Annotated in this window: 17 protein-coding genes; 14 read left to right on the plus strand and 3 right to left on the minus strand. The window is 55.4% G+C overall.

What is annotated here, in order from left to right; genetic code table 11:
- Positions 1-73: 73 nt before the first annotated feature.
- On the minus strand, positions 74-1,060 hold the full coding sequence (locus tag KGP25_RS00565; protein ID WP_223539786.1) for a hypothetical protein: 987 nt from the start codon (positions 1,058-1,060) through the stop codon (positions 74-76).
- 854 nt (positions 1,061-1,914) lie between these two features.
- Here KGP25_RS00565 and KGP25_RS00570 point away from each other — a divergent pair.
- Complete coding sequence (locus KGP25_RS00570) at positions 1,915-2,334, plus strand: hypothetical protein (protein WP_223539787.1); 420 nt, start codon at positions 1,915-1,917, stop codon at positions 2,332-2,334.
- 46 nt (positions 2,335-2,380) lie between these two features.
- On the opposite strand, the gene KGP25_RS00575 is transcribed toward KGP25_RS00570, so the two are convergent.
- The gene (locus KGP25_RS00575) at positions 2,381-2,695 is read right to left on the minus strand and encodes a hypothetical protein (protein ID WP_223539788.1); all 315 of its coding nucleotides are present in this window, start codon (positions 2,693-2,695) and stop codon (positions 2,381-2,383) included.
- Between the two features lie 637 nt (positions 2,696-3,332).
- Here KGP25_RS00575 and KGP25_RS00585 point away from each other — a divergent pair.
- From KGP25_RS00585 to KGP25_RS00605, 5 genes are all read left to right on the plus strand, one after another.
- Positions 3,333-3,560: an AlpA family transcriptional regulator gene (locus KGP25_RS00585; protein WP_223539789.1), complete on the plus strand. Its 228-nt coding sequence runs from the start codon at positions 3,333-3,335 to the stop codon at positions 3,558-3,560.
- 290 nt (positions 3,561-3,850) lie between these two features.
- Entirely contained in the window at positions 3,851-4,273 is a 423-nt protein-coding gene (locus tag KGP25_RS00590; protein ID WP_223539790.1) for a zinc-ribbon domain-containing protein, read from the plus strand.
- Complete coding sequence (locus tag KGP25_RS00595) at positions 4,261-4,677, plus strand: zinc-ribbon domain-containing protein (RefSeq protein WP_223539791.1); 417 nt, start codon at positions 4,261-4,263, stop codon at positions 4,675-4,677. Before KGP25_RS00590 ends, KGP25_RS00595 begins: the two co-directional genes overlap by 13 nt.
- A 78-nt stretch (positions 4,678-4,755) precedes the next feature.
- The gene (locus KGP25_RS00600; protein WP_223539792.1) at positions 4,756-5,304 is read left to right on the plus strand and encodes a DUF3296 domain-containing protein; all 549 of its coding nucleotides are present in this window, start codon (positions 4,756-4,758) and stop codon (positions 5,302-5,304) included.
- A gap of 106 nt (positions 5,305-5,410) precedes the next feature.
- Positions 5,411-6,028, plus strand: coding sequence for a DUF2913 family protein (locus KGP25_RS00605; protein ID WP_223539793.1), 618 nt, complete (start codon positions 5,411-5,413; stop codon positions 6,026-6,028).
- Here KGP25_RS00605 and KGP25_RS00610 read toward each other — a convergent pair.
- Entirely contained in the window at positions 5,997-6,629 is a 633-nt protein-coding gene (locus tag KGP25_RS00610) for a hypothetical protein (RefSeq protein ID WP_223539794.1), read from the minus strand. The genes KGP25_RS00605 and KGP25_RS00610 overlap by 32 nt on opposite strands.
- 264 nt (positions 6,630-6,893) lie before the next feature.
- Here KGP25_RS00610 and tssB point away from each other — a divergent pair, with 264 nt between their 5' ends.
- The 8 genes from tssB to vgrG all read left to right on the plus strand — a co-directional run bounded on the left by tssB (position 6,894) and on the right by vgrG (position 18,431).
- A complete protein-coding gene (tssB, locus tag KGP25_RS00615) occupies positions 6,894-7,391 on the plus strand; it encodes a type VI secretion system contractile sheath small subunit (RefSeq protein ID WP_123061176.1) in 498 nt (165 codons plus the stop codon).
- Positions 7,392-7,424: 33 nt separating this feature from the next.
- Positions 7,425-8,972: a type VI secretion system contractile sheath large subunit gene (tssC, locus tag KGP25_RS00620; RefSeq protein WP_123061175.1), complete on the plus strand. Its 1,548-nt coding sequence runs from the start codon at positions 7,425-7,427 to the stop codon at positions 8,970-8,972.
- Positions 8,973-8,990: 18 nt separating this feature from the next.
- Positions 8,991-10,340, plus strand: coding sequence for a type VI secretion system baseplate subunit TssK (gene tssK, locus KGP25_RS00625; RefSeq protein WP_223539795.1), 1,350 nt, complete (start codon positions 8,991-8,993; stop codon positions 10,338-10,340).
- Complete coding sequence (gene tssL, locus KGP25_RS00630; RefSeq protein WP_223539796.1) at positions 10,337-11,065, plus strand: type VI secretion system protein TssL, short form; 729 nt, start codon at positions 10,337-10,339, stop codon at positions 11,063-11,065. The genes tssK and tssL overlap by 4 nt, the downstream gene beginning before the upstream one ends.
- Entirely contained in the window at positions 11,065-12,747 is a 1,683-nt protein-coding gene (locus KGP25_RS00635; protein WP_223539797.1) for an OmpA family protein, read from the plus strand. The genes tssL and KGP25_RS00635 overlap by 1 nt, the downstream gene beginning before the upstream one ends.
- A gap of 4 nt (positions 12,748-12,751) precedes the next feature.
- Complete coding sequence (hcp, locus tag KGP25_RS00640; protein ID WP_223539798.1) at positions 12,752-13,243, plus strand: type VI secretion system effector Hcp; 492 nt, start codon at positions 12,752-12,754, stop codon at positions 13,241-13,243.
- 176 nt (positions 13,244-13,419) lie between these two features.
- Positions 13,420-16,077, plus strand: a complete 2,658-nt coding sequence (gene tssH / locus KGP25_RS00645; protein ID WP_223539799.1) for a type VI secretion system ATPase TssH — start codon at positions 13,420-13,422, stop codon at positions 16,075-16,077.
- A complete protein-coding gene (vgrG, locus tag KGP25_RS00650; protein WP_223539800.1) occupies positions 16,077-18,431 on the plus strand; it encodes a type VI secretion system Vgr family protein in 2,355 nt (784 codons plus the stop codon). Before tssH ends, vgrG begins: the two co-directional genes overlap by 1 nt.
- Positions 18,432-18,442: the final 11 nt, after the last annotated feature.

Here is an 18,442-nt window from a genome sequence, read left to right on the forward strand (position 1 = left end):
TGATATCCAGACTTACCTCCTTAGCAACAGCCTCTGTGGGTTGTCGCTGAGGTGATATGTGTCTGTAATTTTTTTATTTGTGGTTTTCGGATGATGAGTCAGACGCATTGAGTATAAGTCTTTCCACCATCCCCCCCATTGTGGTGTTGTTCTGCTTCGCCAGACCCGTCAATTTTCGTTTTGCCTCATCAGAAATGCTGATGTTGATCGGCTTGCGCTTTTCTTTCTTTTGCTTCTCTCTGAGTTTATGCTGATGCCAGGCTTTCTGTGCCCTGATGACAAAAAGCTTTCTGTCACTTTCAGAAAGCAAGCAATAATCCAGGGCTGCTAAAAATGATGTGCAGCTTTCATTGTCTGTATGAGGCAGGGAAAAATAAGGTGGAAGTGCAGCCATGAGTTCGCCATCCTTTTTGAGATAACGCCACAGAAATTCTCCCATGTTTTTGTTTTTCTGGTCTATCCACCTGATACTCGGTTGTTTAATTATGAGCTCATTCCATGAGCTCTTAAAATAAATAAGGAGATTCTTTTTGTCTTCAACAGGCATAATAGCAGAATGAAAAGATTCAGTGAGCATATTGAGACGTTCATCTTCTGAAGGGTAAATATTATTGTTTAATATGGCGAGGGCTGTTGCCAGAATAGAAAAGCTCTCACTGCCCAGTTCAGGGTTGTTCTCATGCATCAGCCGTAACCAAATCCAGTAACACGCTCTTTTATCCTCCGCAAGCCATGACAAATCTTTATTTGTCAATGTCAGTATATCTGCAGAACGGTACATTTCTCTGAAGAGGCTCTTTTTTTTATCATCAGATATTTCGAGCGATTTAATCGCATTATGAATAGAGTCTCTCAGCGAACCGGTATGAATGTATTTCTCATCGACCTTAATACCGACAGGCATTTTCTCCATATCTTTGTTGGGATAAATCAGGAAAGACCTAAAGCAATTGGAAAGTTCAGGGTGATTAATCAGTAAATAATACAAGCAAGCCTTTAACTGTGTCACTCCCAGAGTAGGAAAACTACCCAGCACAGGATCGCTGTCCCGTATAGCCATAAAATCACCACTAAGTAGTTATTGTTAGTGGTAATTAAAGTGGCTATGCGCGTGATTGTCAAGTGTTGTTCAAGTTATGCGTTTATCCTCTTCGGGTACTCAGAGCGTACAGTATACAAGAAAAAACACCCCAAAAACCCTCTGTGGCTCTGGTGGGCTCCTTTGCGACTATGTCACGGCTTTCTAAATGAGCTTTCCCCCTTTATCTACATCACTCAGGGGCTCCATACAATCACATGCCAGCATCAACAGAAATGAATTGGATCCCCCCGTCTTTACGACCTTACCCTATACATGTTTTTGGTATAAGTCTTTCGCTGACGTGATAAACCCGGCCAGGCATCAGCTAGCTTCTGTGTTTTAGTTTACAACGTAGCTCCAGCCTTTTTATTAACGAAAATTAATTTGGGTTATTAAAATAATTAATAGGCACTCCATAAACACAATCCCCCGTAAACACGGGGTAAACCAACAAGATGAAGTCTCTTCAAATCTGAACTTGAACCGTCATTTCAATAGTCTCATTTTTATCCTGTCGCTAGGTAACCGACCATTTAGCGTAATCGTCATTCCTCTCAGTAAGTTTATACACATTTCACTAATATTACACCCAGTAGCCCGGGAGGCTTCTGGGATAAGCAACGTCACTCTGCTAATAACCCATACCATGAGATTTAGCCATGATGATTAACCCTCCGTCAATTCCCCGTTACACAATGGACTGGTATCTCCTATCACATATTAATCATCATATCGATATGATGATTAACCGATATTCCTGCCTGTGTGCATTACGCGTTGACTTATGCTATCGCAGAGACTCTTATCGGTATATGAACAGTACCCCCAGAACAATGGAATACGAGGTCCGTGTATTAATGGCCGAGATGGAGAAGCTCCCTGCTGTCGTTGGATATTTCTGTGTAATGGAATGGACCCAGGACCATGGCTTTCATGTGCATGCTGTTTTATGGCTTGACGGGCATATTACTCAGAAACCTTTTGTCTGGGCTGAAAAAGCGAATGCCGAGTGGGCCTGGATTACACAGGGGGAAGGGCATTTATATCGTTGTGAGAGAAAAGAATCCTATGTAGCGGACATCAGCATTCCGGTTAGATATAACGATGCGGCGAGCATTGCCAATATTCGCTATATCCTGAGCTACCTGGCGAAGGCAGAACAGAAAGAGGGGCTTTGCTGGCATTACTGTAACGAGGTTCCGGCCCGGCCTTCTGTCGGTCGTCCCAGGCAGCCTGCATTCACCTCTGGTTGATGTATGGGCAGGCAGGAATTTTCCCTGCCTGGCCTTCTCACACCTCTCAGAAAGCATTTCGCTGCTGTTGCGTCGTGCAACGCAGAAAAGAATTCATTGCATCGCTGATCGCGAAACGCTTTTTGTGAATGATGTCTGCGTACTCTGAATGTTCAATGTGGTCATGCAGGGTCCGGTGCAATCGGCCTGTATCAGGCATTAATTCATTTTCATGCAGATGTTTATTTCCTATGTAGTAGGCCGTCACCAGTGCCATCTGATCGGAGAGTTCGAAGTTTTGCAGAAATGACTTAGCTTGCGCCTCACTGTTAATCGCTGGAAGCGCTTCCCGCAAGCGTTGTATCAATGTGTCAATGTGCATTGTCTGTGTCCTGGTGATAAAGGGATCACAGAGATGGAGCCATTTATCTTTATTTCAAGCTGTTATTCACTCCGTCCGACAGCACAACCGCAAAATCATGAGCAGCTGCATGGTTCCTGAATATACGCTGCTGAGGTGGAAATGGAGGTAGTAATGAGTTCCAGAATGACGTTTGCCCGGACCGGGGAAGGGCATTTCATCAGTGCTGAGAGCGCCCGACAATATCCCACAGGCCAGTATTCCTGCCTGCATTGCCAGTGTCCACTGCTTGTTTGTGGTATTACGCCATATCAGAACGCTTACTTTCTTCATGATCCCGTGCATCTGACGCCGGAGAGCCTGGAGTGCTGTCCCGATGCCGATATTCCCGCCAGGAGAGAAAGCCCATACAGGACACATGTTACCTGGTGGCACTGTCTGCTCTGCCATCGCCACTATTATGGCAATAAATGTTGCTCAGTCTGTCATTCTGGCGACCACAGCATAAAGGCATAGTCATCCTTGCAGGGTGCATGCCGCAAACCAGACCGGTAACTTTTTACACGTCTTGCCTATCCTCTGAGGGAGTACCGGCGTGCCACTGAATTCAACCACGCCGGGCATCTCCCGCCATGCATTACTCAGAGGGAGAGACCGAATGACCGTCACAACACCGACAGCGCAGCCATTATTTAATTCCGAAGACCCGCTTATCGACATGACCTTTATCACCACGTACACCGGTATGACGGACAAGTGGTTCTATAAACTGATTGGCGACGGGTTGTTCCCGAAACCGATTAAATTAGGGCGCAGTTCCCGCTGGTTCAAAAGCGATGTGGAATCCTGGATACGACAGCGCATTACTGATTCCCGTGGCGTCTGAGCAGAGGGAATATCTGAATGGAAAAACAACGCCGTACTAAACCACTGAATATCCCGGAGCGCTGGAAGTGCCCCCGTTGCAAGCGACAGTACTGTGGTGCCAGACCCTGCCCCGTTTGTTTTCGCACCTCTGTAGCGCCAGCACATCCGTAATCCCGGCGGTCTGCAGAGACCGAATACCACGAATCATCTTCCGCTAACGCATAACTGACCCGCCATTCATCTCCTGCCACGCTGCCCATACCGGGACGGCTTACGCCTGCGTGTTGTATGGCGGTAAGGAGCACCACGATGTACGCCAAATCTTTCCTGGCACTTGACGGTAATGGTCGCCTCACCGGAGCCAGAACGGCACAACGGTATCCGTATGACCGCTATACCTGCCACCTGTGCGGCAGTGCGCTGCGATACCATCCTGAATACAACACTGAGCGACCTTACTTTGAACACCGCTCCGGGATGCTGACAGATAACGGGCGGCAGCATTGTCCGTATGTCAGACCAGAGCCTGAGGAGGCCCGCCATAACCGGCAACTTAAATATTATGTACCGCATGCCCGCCCTCTGGTTCACCGGGGTGACTGGCACTGCAGTGGCTGCGACAGCCATTACCATGGTGAGCGCTACTGCCTGAGCTGCCGGACCGGTGAGTTCAGCAGGACGTCCTCTGATGCTGAAATCCAGACTGCAGAGGTAACGGCATGCGAGTACTGAAATGTTACCTGGCAAATGACCGTGAAGGTCACTTTGTTACGGCCGGTGAGGCCATGAGCGCACCGGCGCAGATATGGAGCTGTGCTTCATGTGGATGCCGTCTGGTGCTGTATGCCGGCACGTTCAGCGCCCCGGCGTGGTTTGAGCACGATACGCAGACCGTGGCCCGGGATGTGCTGATGAACTGTGCCCATCTCGACCCGCAAGTGAAAGCTGAGGCACGGCACAGGAAGCTGCGCAATATGCTCAACGGACTGGATGCAACGGTAATGACGCTGTCCTGGTACTGTGTGTGGTGCGGTGACCATTATCAGGGCATGAAGCACTGTTACCGGTGCCAGACCGGTATCTACAGCATCGAAGAAGTGTGCTGGCAGAGAAACTACTGTTGCAGCACCGGATAGTCTTCCCTCGTCTTTATCAACCAGAAACCGCCCCACAGGCGGGGTCTGCCCTGATTTAACCCAAAGAGAGTCTGCATTGTGAATCATTCTTATAAACGGGCTTCTGATGCTGTCAGCGCGGATGCCGTCAGCACGCGTGCATTTCTGCAACAGGCTGTTGACCATTACCCGCGACTGGCGGCATTTAGCTTTACGCTGGCAATGCCCTGTCGTGAAGCCATGAGCGAATACAGGTCATTGATTCTGCGTTTTCATACTGAGGTCTGGCAGCGCACTGGCGAATATTCGCGCCAGCGCCAGCAGGCACGTCGTCATTCACCGCCAACTATCCTGCGATGGATGTGGGAGTCTGCTAGTGCACCAGAGTGCAAAATGGTGCTGCTGATGAATATTGATACGATTGGGGGCAGTCTCGATGAGGTCGTACGACAGGAGTTGAGCGTGATACTCAGAGAGGCATGGCGCACGGTGACGGGTACTGATAGCAACGTCACCCGTATGGCGTCTTTCATTATCAGTCGCACAGAAAGATGTTCATTTTCACAGCCATTCAGTCAGCTACAGACCAGGGTGAATGAAATGGTATCTCCCGTGATGACAGCCAGAACGGGTGTGGTTTGTCCGTGAAAGTAATGGTCTCTGTAAACAAAGGAGATGGCAGTTAATTCAGGTCTGAAAATACGCACCTTATCCCGGTCTTCCCCGATCTCTGCTGCGCCGATATAATTTCTGAATGAAAAAAGCTCACGATACCTTACACCCGGAACAAACTGTCACGGCACTAGCACATTTTGCATGGTGTGCGCTTGTCGCCTTACGTACCGCACAGCAGGATGGTCAGGCGCTGTCGCCACTCAGCACGCACGCATTTTTACTGCGCTGGTTAACGGTGGCGTATAAGCAAAAACGGTTTACGCGTGCAATCGCATCCGATATTGAGGCATTGCTGACGCTGGGACGCAGCAAAGGTCCTGCCGCCGGCTTACACCATCGTCTGGAATATCTGTGGGCATCCTGCACCGGGCCGGTATCAGCTCAGTCGGATTTGTACCGTCTGACGTACGCAATTGAACAGCTTAAATCGCAGGGCTGGGTTAATGTCGCGCTGAGTGACGTGGATTGGCAATGCGACAGCCTTCGCGGGGAGTATGCCGGGGAGAGGGCGCTGCTGACCCGCAAATCAGAGCTGGTGCGTCATTTTTCGGACGCCGGCAGGCTGCTGGCACCGGTCACGTTCGTGGTGACCGGTAAGCACGAACTGGTGCATGGCATCCTGTCCTCGTTCGGGCTGCAGTCTGAGACGGCAGAGCCGGACCTCATTACTCTGAAACCTTCTTCTGATGATGCCTGAGGCGCTCCCGGGCTTTTTTAACCGACATCAGTGAGCGTCCGGGAAAGAGACGGGCAAGCCTGGACTGCTCCAGATGCAGGTTTGCTTTCAGCAGGGCAAGCTCTTCCGGCTGCCACATCCGCTGTCGTCCCTGGAGACCATCCCCGCAAAAGGTCAGGCCCCGCTCGTGGGCTTTAATTTTGACCGCCTCCGGTGTGCGCCCGGGGAGTCTGCGCGAAACGGCGGTACCCTCTGTAGTATAGTAGGCTTTCAGAATACGCAATTCTTCCCGGCTCCAGCTGCGTGCGCTGGTGACCCCGAGGGCGGCCGCCATGGCGAAAATGGTACTGCGCGTGCGTCCGGGCAGAAGGGTCATCACCCGGGTGATACCTTCTCCCCGCGCGTAGTGGGTGCGGATAATATCCTTCTCTTCTTCTGTCCAGGGGGCAGAGCCTTTCCTGCTGTATCCCAGATGACCGGCTACCGTGCGGACGCTGGTCACCGGGCGGCCCAGATGCTCCGCAATCACTCTGGCCCTGACCGTCCCGTAGTGCTGCTCCACGTAACGCATCTCAGCCAGCGTCCAGCGCTGACGGCGGTTTCGTTCCTTTCCTGGGCTCATTTTTACATTCTTCCTGAAGTATGCGTGAATCAAAGGGATATATAAATAAAATAATTGATCGCGTTGTCTAAAATGCAATGGTTATTTTTATGTAAATAAATGAGCAATAAGAAGGAATATTGATTGTGGTGCCCGGGACCATGAAGGGGTATGATTTTTAACGAGTTATTGACGAATCTGATGTGACCTGTCGTTCTGTATTTTCCTCAGGCAGCCTGTGCACATTTCAGATTATTTTTTTTTGTCTGAAAGACAGGAGACCTTATGAGTAATTCCTTTCAGAGCGAAATCCCTAAAGCGCGTATTAATCTAAAATTAGATCTGCATACGGGGGGAGCGAGCAAGAAAACGGAGCTCCCCCTGAAATTACTGGTGGCGGGCGACTTCAGCAATGGTCAGGAATCTGCCCCTCTGTCTGAACGCAAAAAAGTTGATTTGAATAAAAATAATTTCGACTCAGTGTTGTCCGAATATTCCCCAAAAGTCAGTCTGACCGTTAAAAACACGCTTGCTGATGATGGTAGCGAAGACAACATCAGCCTGACCTTCCGGAGCATGAAAGATTTTGAACCAGAACAGGTCGCACGTCAAATTCCTCAGATGAAAGCGATGCTGTCCATGCGCAATCTGCTTCGCGATTTAAAAGCGAACCTCCTGGACAATCAGGCCTTCCGCAGGGAGCTGGAAAAAATTCTCCTCGACCCGGCGTTAAGCGCAGAACTCAGAGCCGAGCTTTCAGCTCTGGCGCCTGAGCAGCCATAACGGTCACGATGATTTAACGGATTAAAAAGGAAGATGCTGATGTCTGTAAAAAATGAGAATACGACTGGTGGCGAAAGCGTGTTACTGGAACGTCCTGCTGCGGGTGGGGTTTATGCATCCCTGTTTGAAAAAATCAACCTGAACCCGGTCTCTGAGCTGAGTGCGCTGGATATCTGGCAGGACGCACAGGCGATGTCGGATGCGACTGCGGATGAACGTTTAACGGCGGGGATGCAGGTCTTTCTGGAGTGTCTGACCAAATCAGGCTCCAGAGTTGAGAAGCTGGACCGTAACCTCCTCGACCACCATATCGCTGAGCTGGACTACCAGATTAGCCGTCAGCTGGATGCGGTAATGCACAGCGAAGAATTCCAGGCGGTGGAGAGCCTGTGGCGCGGCGTGAAATCCCTGGTCGACAAAACCGATTTCCGTCAGAACGTGAAGGTTGAGCTGCTGGATATGTCAAAAGAAGACCTGCGTCAGGACTTCGAAGACAGTCCGGAAATCATCCAGAGCGGACTGTATAAACACACATATATCGATGAGTACGACACCCCGGGCGGTGAGCCGATTGCCGCGCTGATTTCTGCCTACGAGTTTGATGCGTCTGCGCAGGATGTTGCTCTGCTGCGCAACATTTCAAAAGTGTCTGCCGCAGCGCATATGCCGTTTATCGGCTCTGCCGGCCCGAAATTCTTCCTCAAGGACTCAATGGAAGAAGTGGCAGCCATCAAGGATATCGGTAATTACTTTGACCGTGCGGAGTACATCAAGTGGAAATCCTTCCGCGAGACGGACGATGCCCGCTATATCGGTCTGGTAATGCCACGCGTGCTGGGTCGCCTGCCGTATGGTCCGGACACCGTCCCGGTTCGTAGCTTCAACTACGTGGAAGAAGTGAAGGGCCCGGATCACGATAAATACCTGTGGACTAACGCCTCGTTTGCGTTCGCTTCTAACATGGTTCGCAGCTTCATCAACAACGGCTGGTGTGTACAAATTCGTGGCCCGCAGGCCGGTGGTGCCGTGCAGGACCTGCCTATCCATCTGTACGATCTGGGTACCGGCAATCAGGTGAAGATCCCGTCAGAAGTGATGATCCCGGAAACCCGTGAGTTTGAGTTTGCGAACCTGGGCTTTATTCCACTAAGTTACTATAAAAACAGAGATTACTCCTGTTTCTTCAGCGCTAATTCCACCCAGAAGCCGGCACTGTATGACACCGCGGATGCCACGGCCAACAGCCGTATCAACGCGCGTCTGCCGTATATCTTCCTGCTGTCCCGTATCGCTCACTACCTGAAGCTGATTCAGCGTGAAAACATCGGCACCACCAAGGACCGTCGTCTGCTGGAGCTTGAGCTCAACACCTGGGTGCGCAGTCTGGTGACCGAAATGACCGATCCGGGCGACGAGCTGCAGGCTTCTCACCCGCTGCGCGACGCGAAGGTGGTGGTGGAAGACATCGAAGACAATCCGGGTTTCTTCCGCGTGCAGCTCTTTGCCGTGCCGCATTTTCAGGTGGAAGGGATGGACGTCAATCTGTCGCTGGTTTCCCAGATGCCGAAAGCCAAATCCTGAGGCGAGGGGAAATCAGGGATGAAAATTCATCGTCCGTTATGGAATGAAGGGGCGCTTCTGGCCCCTCAGCAGTTCCAGCAGCAGTCTGAATGGGATGCATTTTCCCGGGCCGGTATTGCCGCCCGCGGAAATGCTTTCCCCTGGGGCGTTGGTCGGGTTGAGCTTGATGACGCGATGCTGGCCTCCGGCCGCGTGCAGGCGCAGTCACTTCGTCTCTGGTTACCGGATGACACGTTGGTTGATACCCGATTCAGTGACCTGCCTCCGGAGCCACGTGAGATCGAGGCACCGGCTTCTGCCGGCAATGCCCCGGTGACAGTGTATGTGGCGTTACCGGTGATGCAGGCCGGGATCGTGAATGTGCAGACAGACACGCTACCTGCAGAGCGCCCGCTGCGCTATCGGGAAGCCTGGGAGACAATCGCCGACCGCTTCGGTCAGGAAGAAGAGTCGATGGCTGTGGCCCGGTTTAATCTGGCATTCCGTTTCGGGCATGAAGACAACGGCGCCTGGGATACCTGCGCCATTGCCCGTCTGTTGCAGGACGGGCAGGGGGGCTGGCGTCAGGATCCTGACTTTATCCCGCCGATGGCGCTGTTCTCGGCAAGTCGTAATCTGTGTGAACGTCTTTCGCTGCTGAATCGCCAGCTGCGCTCCCGCCGTCAGCGTCTGATGTCCATGCGTCGTGAAAGCAACGACAGAATGGCCGATTTTGCGGTCGCTGACGTTTCGTTGTTCTGGTTGCTTAATGCCCTGAACTCGCATGCACGGGTGCTCTCTGAGTATGAGCGATTCCCTGACAGACATCCTGAGCAGGTCTGGGCCGAGCTGGCGCGTCTTGCCGGCAGTATGCTGACCTTCTCGCTTGAGCACGATCTGGATGCCATTCCGGGATATGACCACCGCGCGCCGGAAAAAACCTTCCCGCCGCTGTTTGACCTCATCAGTGAGCTGCTGGAGGCCAGCCTGCCGTCACGAGTGGTCGCGGTCAGGATGGATCGTCTGGATCCGGAAACCTGGAAAGCGGTACTGCATGATATTCGTCTGCGCGATGAAGCGGATTTTTACCTTTCCGTACGAGCCAGTCAGCCAGCATGGCAGATTGCTGAACGGTTCGCAGAGATGTGTATTGCCGGTGCCCCGGCGAACGTCGGTGAAGTATCCGGCGTGGCCGTCGAGGGAATTGGCCTCATTGCCCTGAGCCGTGTCCCTGCTGCACTGCCGGTGCGTCTGGAGAACCAGTACTTTGTACTGGACATGGAGAGTGATGCGGCCCGCGAAATGCTGGATCAGGGAGTGTGCGTATTCTACGTTCCATCCCTGCTCGGCGAGCTGGAGCTTGAACTGTTTGCGGTGCTGCGCTCATGAATAACGTTATCGACATTGATGCCCTGATGGAGGAGACCTGGCTAACCGTGGCGCAATTGCGTCACGGTGGGCAGGTGACGGATGGCCCTGCGCTGTATGCAGCCTGCAAAGCGCAGGTGGAAAGCGTGCGCGAGGCGCTGGAGCGCGCCGGGCTGGGTGCTGAAAGTATTGATCACATCACTTATGCCCAGTGCGCTCTGCTGGACGAAACCGTCATGAATCGTAGACCCGTGGCTCAGCAAGTGGAAAATGCGCAAGCGGCAGTATCCGGCGACAGTGCCCCCGATGCGCTGAATATGACCCTTGATGCCGGGCAACGCGCCTGGCGTTCTGCGCCACTGCAGGCGGTTTACTTCGGCTCCCTGAGAGCGGGCGGAGCCTTGTATGATCGTATCGCGGAAGTGCTGCGTCAGCCCGCGCCGGAGCCTGCGGTGCTGACCTGCTACCAGCGGGTGCTGGCGCTGGGGTTTCAGGGGCAATACAGCCTCTCCGGGGTGGGACAGTCTCAGCGCGATGAAGTGATCGCTGCCCTGAATGAGCGAGTGCCACCGCTGGAAAGCGGGACATCACTGGTGGTTCAGAAGACCGGTCGCCGTCGTTACAACCTGCTGCGGTCCGTCTGGTTCTGGATTGTGCTGGCGGTGATCCTGACCGGTGCGGTTTGGCTGGGCGGTCATTTGTGGTTGCAGGATCTGCTGCGCCAGCAACTGCCGGAGCAGCCCTGATGCGTGGAAAAACCCTGGCCCGGGCGGCCCTGCCGGTAGTGCTCTGCCTTGCCGCCGTGCTGTGGCTGGTATGGGGATTCCTGACCTGGCCGGTTGCCGGGAAAGCCTTCCTGACTCTGGTAGCCTTGCTGGTTGCGGGCATGCTTGCCCGTCGCCGTTACCGTCAACAGCGACCGGTACAGCTGGCTGATGAGGCCGGACTTTTCCCGCCCGACAGTCATACCGGACCGGTGGTGCTGGTCTGCGGCGATGTGGACGATAGCATGTTCACAGCAGGGCAGACACGCGGCACGGCGCAGGGGTGGTACCTCCGGATAACGGAACTGACCGGACTCACGCCTTTTGCAGAGCGTCTGCTGGCCCGTACGCCGACGATGGCAGGCCAGCTCGCCGTAATGTACCGCTGTTTGCCGGACCAGCATGAAGATGAGGCGCTGTTGCGCGCCTCTTTGAAAGTATTGCGCCTGCAGATGAAGCAGTTGCGGGACCTGACCGGCTTTAGCGTGCCGGTGGTCCTGAGTGCCGAATTCAGCGGTCCGGAAACACCCTGGATAGTGGTACGGGGAAATACGACCCTGGTATGTCCTGAAGACGAACCTGCCGTCACCCTCAGCGAATGGCAGCGGTCCCCGCAGACGGCTCTTATTCAGCCATACCTGACCCAGGCGACATCGCTGCTTCACGCCGTAATGCTGGATGAACTGAGCAAAGCAGACAGGCTGTGTCCGGCCTTACGACCATTTGCTGTCACCCTGCGTCTCGGGTCGGTATCCACCTCGACAGCCGCGCTGTGGCCACAGTTATTGTTCCGCCAGACCCGCATTGCCCCTGCAGGCCATGTCACTGCCTGTGAACCGCGCTGGCATTTTGCCGATGCGGTACTTCCTCTGCTGGCTCCTTATACCACCCCGTTGCAGGGTGGCAAAACCGCGCGTCGGGTGGTGATGATTCTGCTGTTATGCGCCCTGGGTGCCATTGCCCTGTCCGTGCGGAATAACCAGTCGCTTATCCGCACGGTCAGCGCCGACCTTCAGCGCTGGCAGGCTATCCCGATGAACCACTATTCCCCGAAAGCGCAGGCCCTGCACGCCCTGCAGCAGGATGCATTGTTGCTGGAGCGCTGGCAGCGTCAGGGTGAGCCATATCTCTACGGGCTCGGGCTGTATCCGGGCAACCGTCTGTGGCTGGCCGTGCAGCAGGCTATTGATACGTATGTGCCTCCGCCGCCACCGCCAAAACCGAAGCTAAAGCCGGTACCGAAAATTGTCCGTCTCGACAGTATGTCGCTGTTTGACTCCGGCAAAGCGGTGCTGAAAACCGGCTCGACCAGAATGCTGGTCAATTCTCTGGTCGGCGTGAAGGCCAAACCGGGCTGGCTGATTGTGGTCGCGGGTCATACAGACAATACAGGTAACGCACAGCTTAACCAGACGCTGTCACAGAAACGTGCTGAGGCGGTGCGCAACTGGATGCGTGACACCGGTGACGTGCCGGAAAGCTGTTTTGCGGTTCAGGGCTATGGCGAGAGCCGTCCGATCGCAACCAATGACACCCCGGATGGGCGCGCGCTCAACCGCCGTGTCGAAATCAGTCTGGTACCGCAGGCGAATGCCTGCCAGGTACCGGGCAACACCCAGACGTCATCGCAGGATGATGACGCATCACAACACAATGGAGAGTAATTCCATGGCAATTCCTGTTTATCTCTGGCTCAAAGACGACGGCGGCGCGGACATCAAAGGTTCTGTGGACGTTCAGGATCGTGACGGCAGCATCGAAGTTGTCGCTCAGGAGCATAACCTGTACATCCCGACCGACAACAACACCGGCAAGCTGACCGGTACCCGTATCCACACCCCGTTCAGGTTCACCAAGGAAATCGACTCCTCAAGCCCGTACCTGTACAAGGCGGTGACAACCGGTCAGACCCTGAAATCCGCTGAATTCAGGTGGTACAAAATCAACGATGCGGGTCAGGAAGTGGAGTACTTCAACACGAAGCTTGAGAACGTGAAGGTAGTGAAGGTGAATCCGGTGATGCACGACATCAAGGATCCGTCTTTTGAGAAGCACAACCATCTGGAGCAGATTGAGCTGCGCTACGAAAAAATCACCTGGACCTACAAAGACGGCAACATCATTCATTCCGATTCCTGGAACGAACGCGCCACCGCGTAAGTCACAAGCGGACAGTCCCCTCTGTCCGCTTTTTTGTCTTTGCTGAACGTCTGCCCGTCCGGGCGTTGAGCAAAGAAACCCACAATCTGCCAGCCCGACCGCATGCGCTTTGGTCTCCTTCACGGGAAACAGCGAGGGGCGGTAGCGTGTCCAGGAACCGACAAAGAGAGAGAGTCATGGAAAATCCAGCCATCCTGCTGCGACGTCTGAACCCTTACTGTGCCCGTGCGATGGAAGGGGCCGCGTCACTCTGTCAGACCCGCGCCCATGCGGAAATTTTGCCGGAGCACTGGCTGCTGAAGCTGCTCGAACAGGGGGAAGGTGACCTGACGGTGCTGGCACGCCGCTACGAGTGGGATATGGATGCGCTGTGGCAGGATTTGCTCAGCTGGCTGGATTCACTTCCCCGCTCTGTTCGCCGTCGCCCGCAGCTTTCAGACAGCATTCAGACGCTAATGCAGGAAGCCTGGATGCAGGCCTCACTTGCCGGAGAGGACAGTATCCGCAGCGTACACCTGCTGATGGCGCTGACGGAAAACCCACGACTCCCTCACTGCGACGGCCTGTGGCCACTGCTGACGCTCGGGATGAGCCAGCTGTCCCGCCTGCGCCCGTTACTGGATGCGCAGTCTGACGAGCGCCCGGAAGTGCAGCACGAAGAAGAGCTGGCGCTGAATCACGGTGGTGACGTGGAGTTTGTTGACCGCCCGGTCGGTGCAGAGCTGAAAGAGGGCGAACTGACCCCGGCGCTGCAGAACGCGCTGGATAAATTCACCCTCGACGTTACGGCCAAAGCGAAAGAGGGCAGGATTGACCCGGTATTCGGCCGTGATACTGAAATCCGCCAGATGGTGGACATTCTCTCGCGCCGCCGTAAAAATAACCCAATCCTTGTCGGTGAACCCGGCGTGGGTAAAACCGCGCTGGTTGAAGGCCTGGCGCTGCGTATTGCAGAGGGCAACGTGCCTGAATCGCTCAGGCCAGTCATCCTGCGTACCCTTGACCTCGGCCTGTTGCAGGCGGGCGCAGGTGTGAAAGGCGAGTTCGAACAGCGCCTGAAAAACGTCATCGACGCGGTGCAGCAGTCACCGGTGCCGATTTTACTGTTTATCGACGAAGCCCACACCATTATCGGGGCTGGCAATCAGGCGGGTGGCGCGGATGCGGCCAACCTGCTGAAACCGGCGCTGGCGCGCGGCGAACTGCGCACCATTGCCGCGACGACCTGGTCTGAATACAAGCAGTATTTTGAGCGTGACGCCGCGCTGGAGCGCCGCTTCCAGATGGTGAAGGTGGACGAGCCGGACGATGAGACGGCGTGCCTGATGCTCAGAGGCCTGAAATCCCGCTACGCCGAACACCACAACGTGCATATTACTGACGATGCGGTCAAAGCCGCTGTCACCCTGTCGCGCCGCTACCTGACGGGCCGCCAGCTGCCGGACAAGGCCGTTGATTTGCTGGATACCGCCGCCGCGCGCGTGCGTATGAGCCTTGATACGGTGCCGGAACAGATTGTGCGCCTGAAAGCACAATTGACCGCGCTGGAACTGGAAGAGCAGGCGCTGCTGGAAGATATCGCCGCCGGCAGCAACCGCCATGGTGACCGCCTGGGTGCCATTGAGCAGCAGCGGACTGAACTGGAAGCGCGTATTGCGGAGCAGGAAGCGCGTTTCAGCAACGAAAAAGCGCTGGCGCAGCAGCTGATGGCCAGCCGCCAGGACATCAGCAATCAGGCTGAGATTTCCGGCCTGCAGCAGCAGCTCGAACAGGCGCAGCAGGGAGACGTGCTGGTTCAGGTGGATGTGGACACCCGCACGGTTGCCAACGTGATTGCCGACTGGACGGGCGTGCCGCTCTCTTCCCTGATGAAAGATGAGCAGACTGAGCTGCTGACCCTGGAAAGTGAAATCGGCCAGCGTGTCGTCGGTCAGGATGTTTCTCTCGAGGCTATCGCCCGGCGTCTGCGTGCGGCAAAGACCGGGCTGACGTCCGGGAATGGTCCGCAGGGCGTGTTCCTGCTGGTTGGCCCGAGCGGGGTGGGTAAGACCGAAACCGCGCTGGCGCTGGCGGACGTGCTGTACGGCGGTGAGAAATCCCTCATCACCATCAACCTGTCGGAGTACCAGGAGCCGCACACCGTGTCGCAGCTGAAAGGCTCCCCGCCGGGTTACGTCGGCTACGGTCAGGGCGGTATTCTCACCGAAGCCGTGCGCAAACGTCCGTACAGCGTGGTGCTGCTCGATGAAGTGGAGAAAGCGCACCGCGACGTGATGAACCTGTTCTACCAGGTCTTCGACCGCGGGTTTATGCGCGACGGTGAAGGGCGTGAAATCGACTTCCGCAACACCGTTATCCTGATGACCTCCAACCTCGGCAGCGACCACCTGATGCAGCTGCTCGACGAACAACCGGAGGCCAGCGAAGCCGACCTGCACGAACTGCTGCGCCCGATATTGCGCGACCACTTCCAGCCGGCGCTGCTGGCGCGTTTCCAGACCGTGATTTACCGTCCTCTGGCGGAAGCGGCTATGCGCACCATCGTGGAGATGAAACTCGCACAGGTCAGCAGGCGACTGAACCGTCACTACGGCCTGACCACGCAGATAGATGAGAGCCTGTATGACGCGCTGACCGACGCCTGCCTGCTGCCGGATACCGGTGCGCGCAACGTGGACAGCCTGCTCAGCCAGCAAATCCTGCCGGTGCTGAGCCAGCAGCTGCTGACCCACATGGCCGCGAAACAGAAACCGGACTCCCTGACGCTCGGCTGGAATGACGAAGAGGGGATAGTGCTTGAATTTGATGCCACGGACACCACAGGAGAGGCTTGATGATGGAGAACCCGACCAGTCTGGCACAGAAGAAAACAGACGAAGTGCTGGGGCTGTCCCGTTATCGTGTGGATATCCATGACTGTTCACACTTTCTGGACGTGCTGCGTTTTCGCGCCAGTGAAACGCTGAGCCAGCCGTGGCACTACGATGTCACCTTCACCTGTGCGGCGAGCATTGCCAGCAATGAGGTGATGCTGAAACCGGCATCCTTCACCTTTCAGACGCCATTGTTTGATGGCACGCCGGCTGCGCCGGTGCGCACGGTATACGGCGTGGTGGATACATTCCGTCGGATCTCTGGCTCAGGGGATGAAATCACCTACGCCCTGCGACTCGTGCCGCGTATTGCCCTGATGCAGCATACCGAGCGATGCGCGGTATATCTCAATCAGTCCGTACCTGAAGTGGTGGAGCAAATCCTGCGCTCTCATGGGCTGGAAGGGGCAGATTTTGAATTTCGTCTGTCGCAGACCTACCCGGCCCGGGAGCTTATCACCCAGTGGCGTGAGACAGACCTGGCTTTTGTTCAGCGCCTGCTGGCTGAGGTGGGTATCTTCTGGCGCTTTGAGATGGACGGCCGCATCGAGCAGGATGTGGTGATTTTCCAGGACAGTCAGATGCAGTATCAGTTTGGTGTAAAGCTGCCCATTATTCCGCCGTCACGCACCAGCGACAACGGACAGGAGAGCGTCTGGGATATTCGGCCGAAAGACCGCGTGGTCACCGGTAGTGTGGCTACCCGCGACTATAACTACCGCGATGCGCTGGCCCCACAGGACAGTTCGGTGACGGTTCGCCAGGAGGGCGGGGCGACCACCGGTGAGGTGTATCACTATGCCGAGCCGTTCCTGAGTGAAGGGGATACGGAAACGCCGGAGAGCGGTGCCTGGTATGCCCGCCTGCGCCATGAGCGCTACCTCAATGCCCAGCAAACAGTAACGGGGCGCGCAAGTAGGCCGGTTCTGGCTCCGGGCGAAGTACTGGAGCCACAGGGCAGTGGGCTGCCTGACTCGCTGAAGAACGGCATCGTCATCACCGGTATTCACACCTCAGGTGCACGTGACAAAGGCTTTCAGCTGCGCTTTACGGGCATTCCTTACAGCGAAACGGTTTGTTTTCGTCCGGCTCTGTTGAACCGCCCGGTGGTGGCCGGCTCCCTGCCTGCCCGGGTGGAGAGCGATGAGAAGCATGATACCTACGCGTATCTCGACAACCTGGGGCGGTATCGCGTCCGGCTTGATTTTGACCGTAACAGCACCGAACAGGGCTATGCCTACCTCTGGCTGCGCATGGCAAAACCGTACGCCGGGGATACCTACGGCTTCCACTCCCCGCTGCTTGATGGCACTGAAGTCTCGGTGATGTTCGACGGGGGGGACCCTGACCGCCCGTACATTGCCCACGCTCAGCACGATTCAGAACACCCGGACCACGTCACCCGTGATAATCACACGCGCAACATCTGGCGTACGGCCGGAGACAACAAATTCCGTCTGGAGGACAAGCGTCAGGAAGAGCATTTCAAGCTGGCGACGCCGTTTGGCAAGACGCAACTCAACGGCGGTCACGTTGTAGATAGTGAGCGTGAGCCCCGCGGAACCGGTTTTGAACTGCGCACCGATGAATACGGGGCGCTGCGTGCCGGACGGGGGATGTTCCTGACTGCTGATGCCCAACCGGCGGCACAGGGCAAAATGCTGGATATGGCGCCGGCTATTGAACGCCTGAACCAGTCAGCGGCCGAAATGAAGCGGCTCAATCTGCTTGCGCAGCAGGCTCAGGCACTCACCTGTGACCTCGAAAGCCAGAACAGACTGCTGGAAAACCGCCTGAGAGACCTTCAGTCCGCGGCACTACTCGGCAGCGCACCGCAGGGCGTGGCGTTCACGTCGGGTGAGCATCTTCAGATGACCAGCAAGCAGAACACCATCCTGAGTGCAGGTCAGCATCTGGATATGGGAGCAATGAAGAACATCACGCTGGCTGCCAGTGAGTCTGTCGGGCTGTTTGCTCATCAGTCCGGGGCGAAGATGATTGCTAATCAGGGGGATGTTGAGATCCGCGCTGAAGCGAGTTCGATGGAGATGACATCTGAGCTGCTGTTTACCATCAGCAGTAACAAGGATGAACTGCTCATCAGTGCGCCTAAACTGCGACTTAACGGCGGCGGCTCCAGTATCACGCTGGACAACGGCGGCATTCTGGAAGAAACCCCGGGAGATTACCTGGTCAAATCCGCGCATTACCGCTCACCGATGGCGGGTGGCAGCATGGATATTACGCCGCCCAGGTTTAGCCAGACAAACGCCAGCGTGACGCCGCCTAAAACACGTAATATCCCTTCACGTTAAGGATAACCGGA

Origin of the sequence: Enterobacter sp. JBIWA003 (assembly GCF_019968825.1) — a bacterium.
GTDB lineage: Bacteria > Pseudomonadota > Gammaproteobacteria > Enterobacterales > Enterobacteriaceae > Enterobacter > Enterobacter quasiroggenkampii.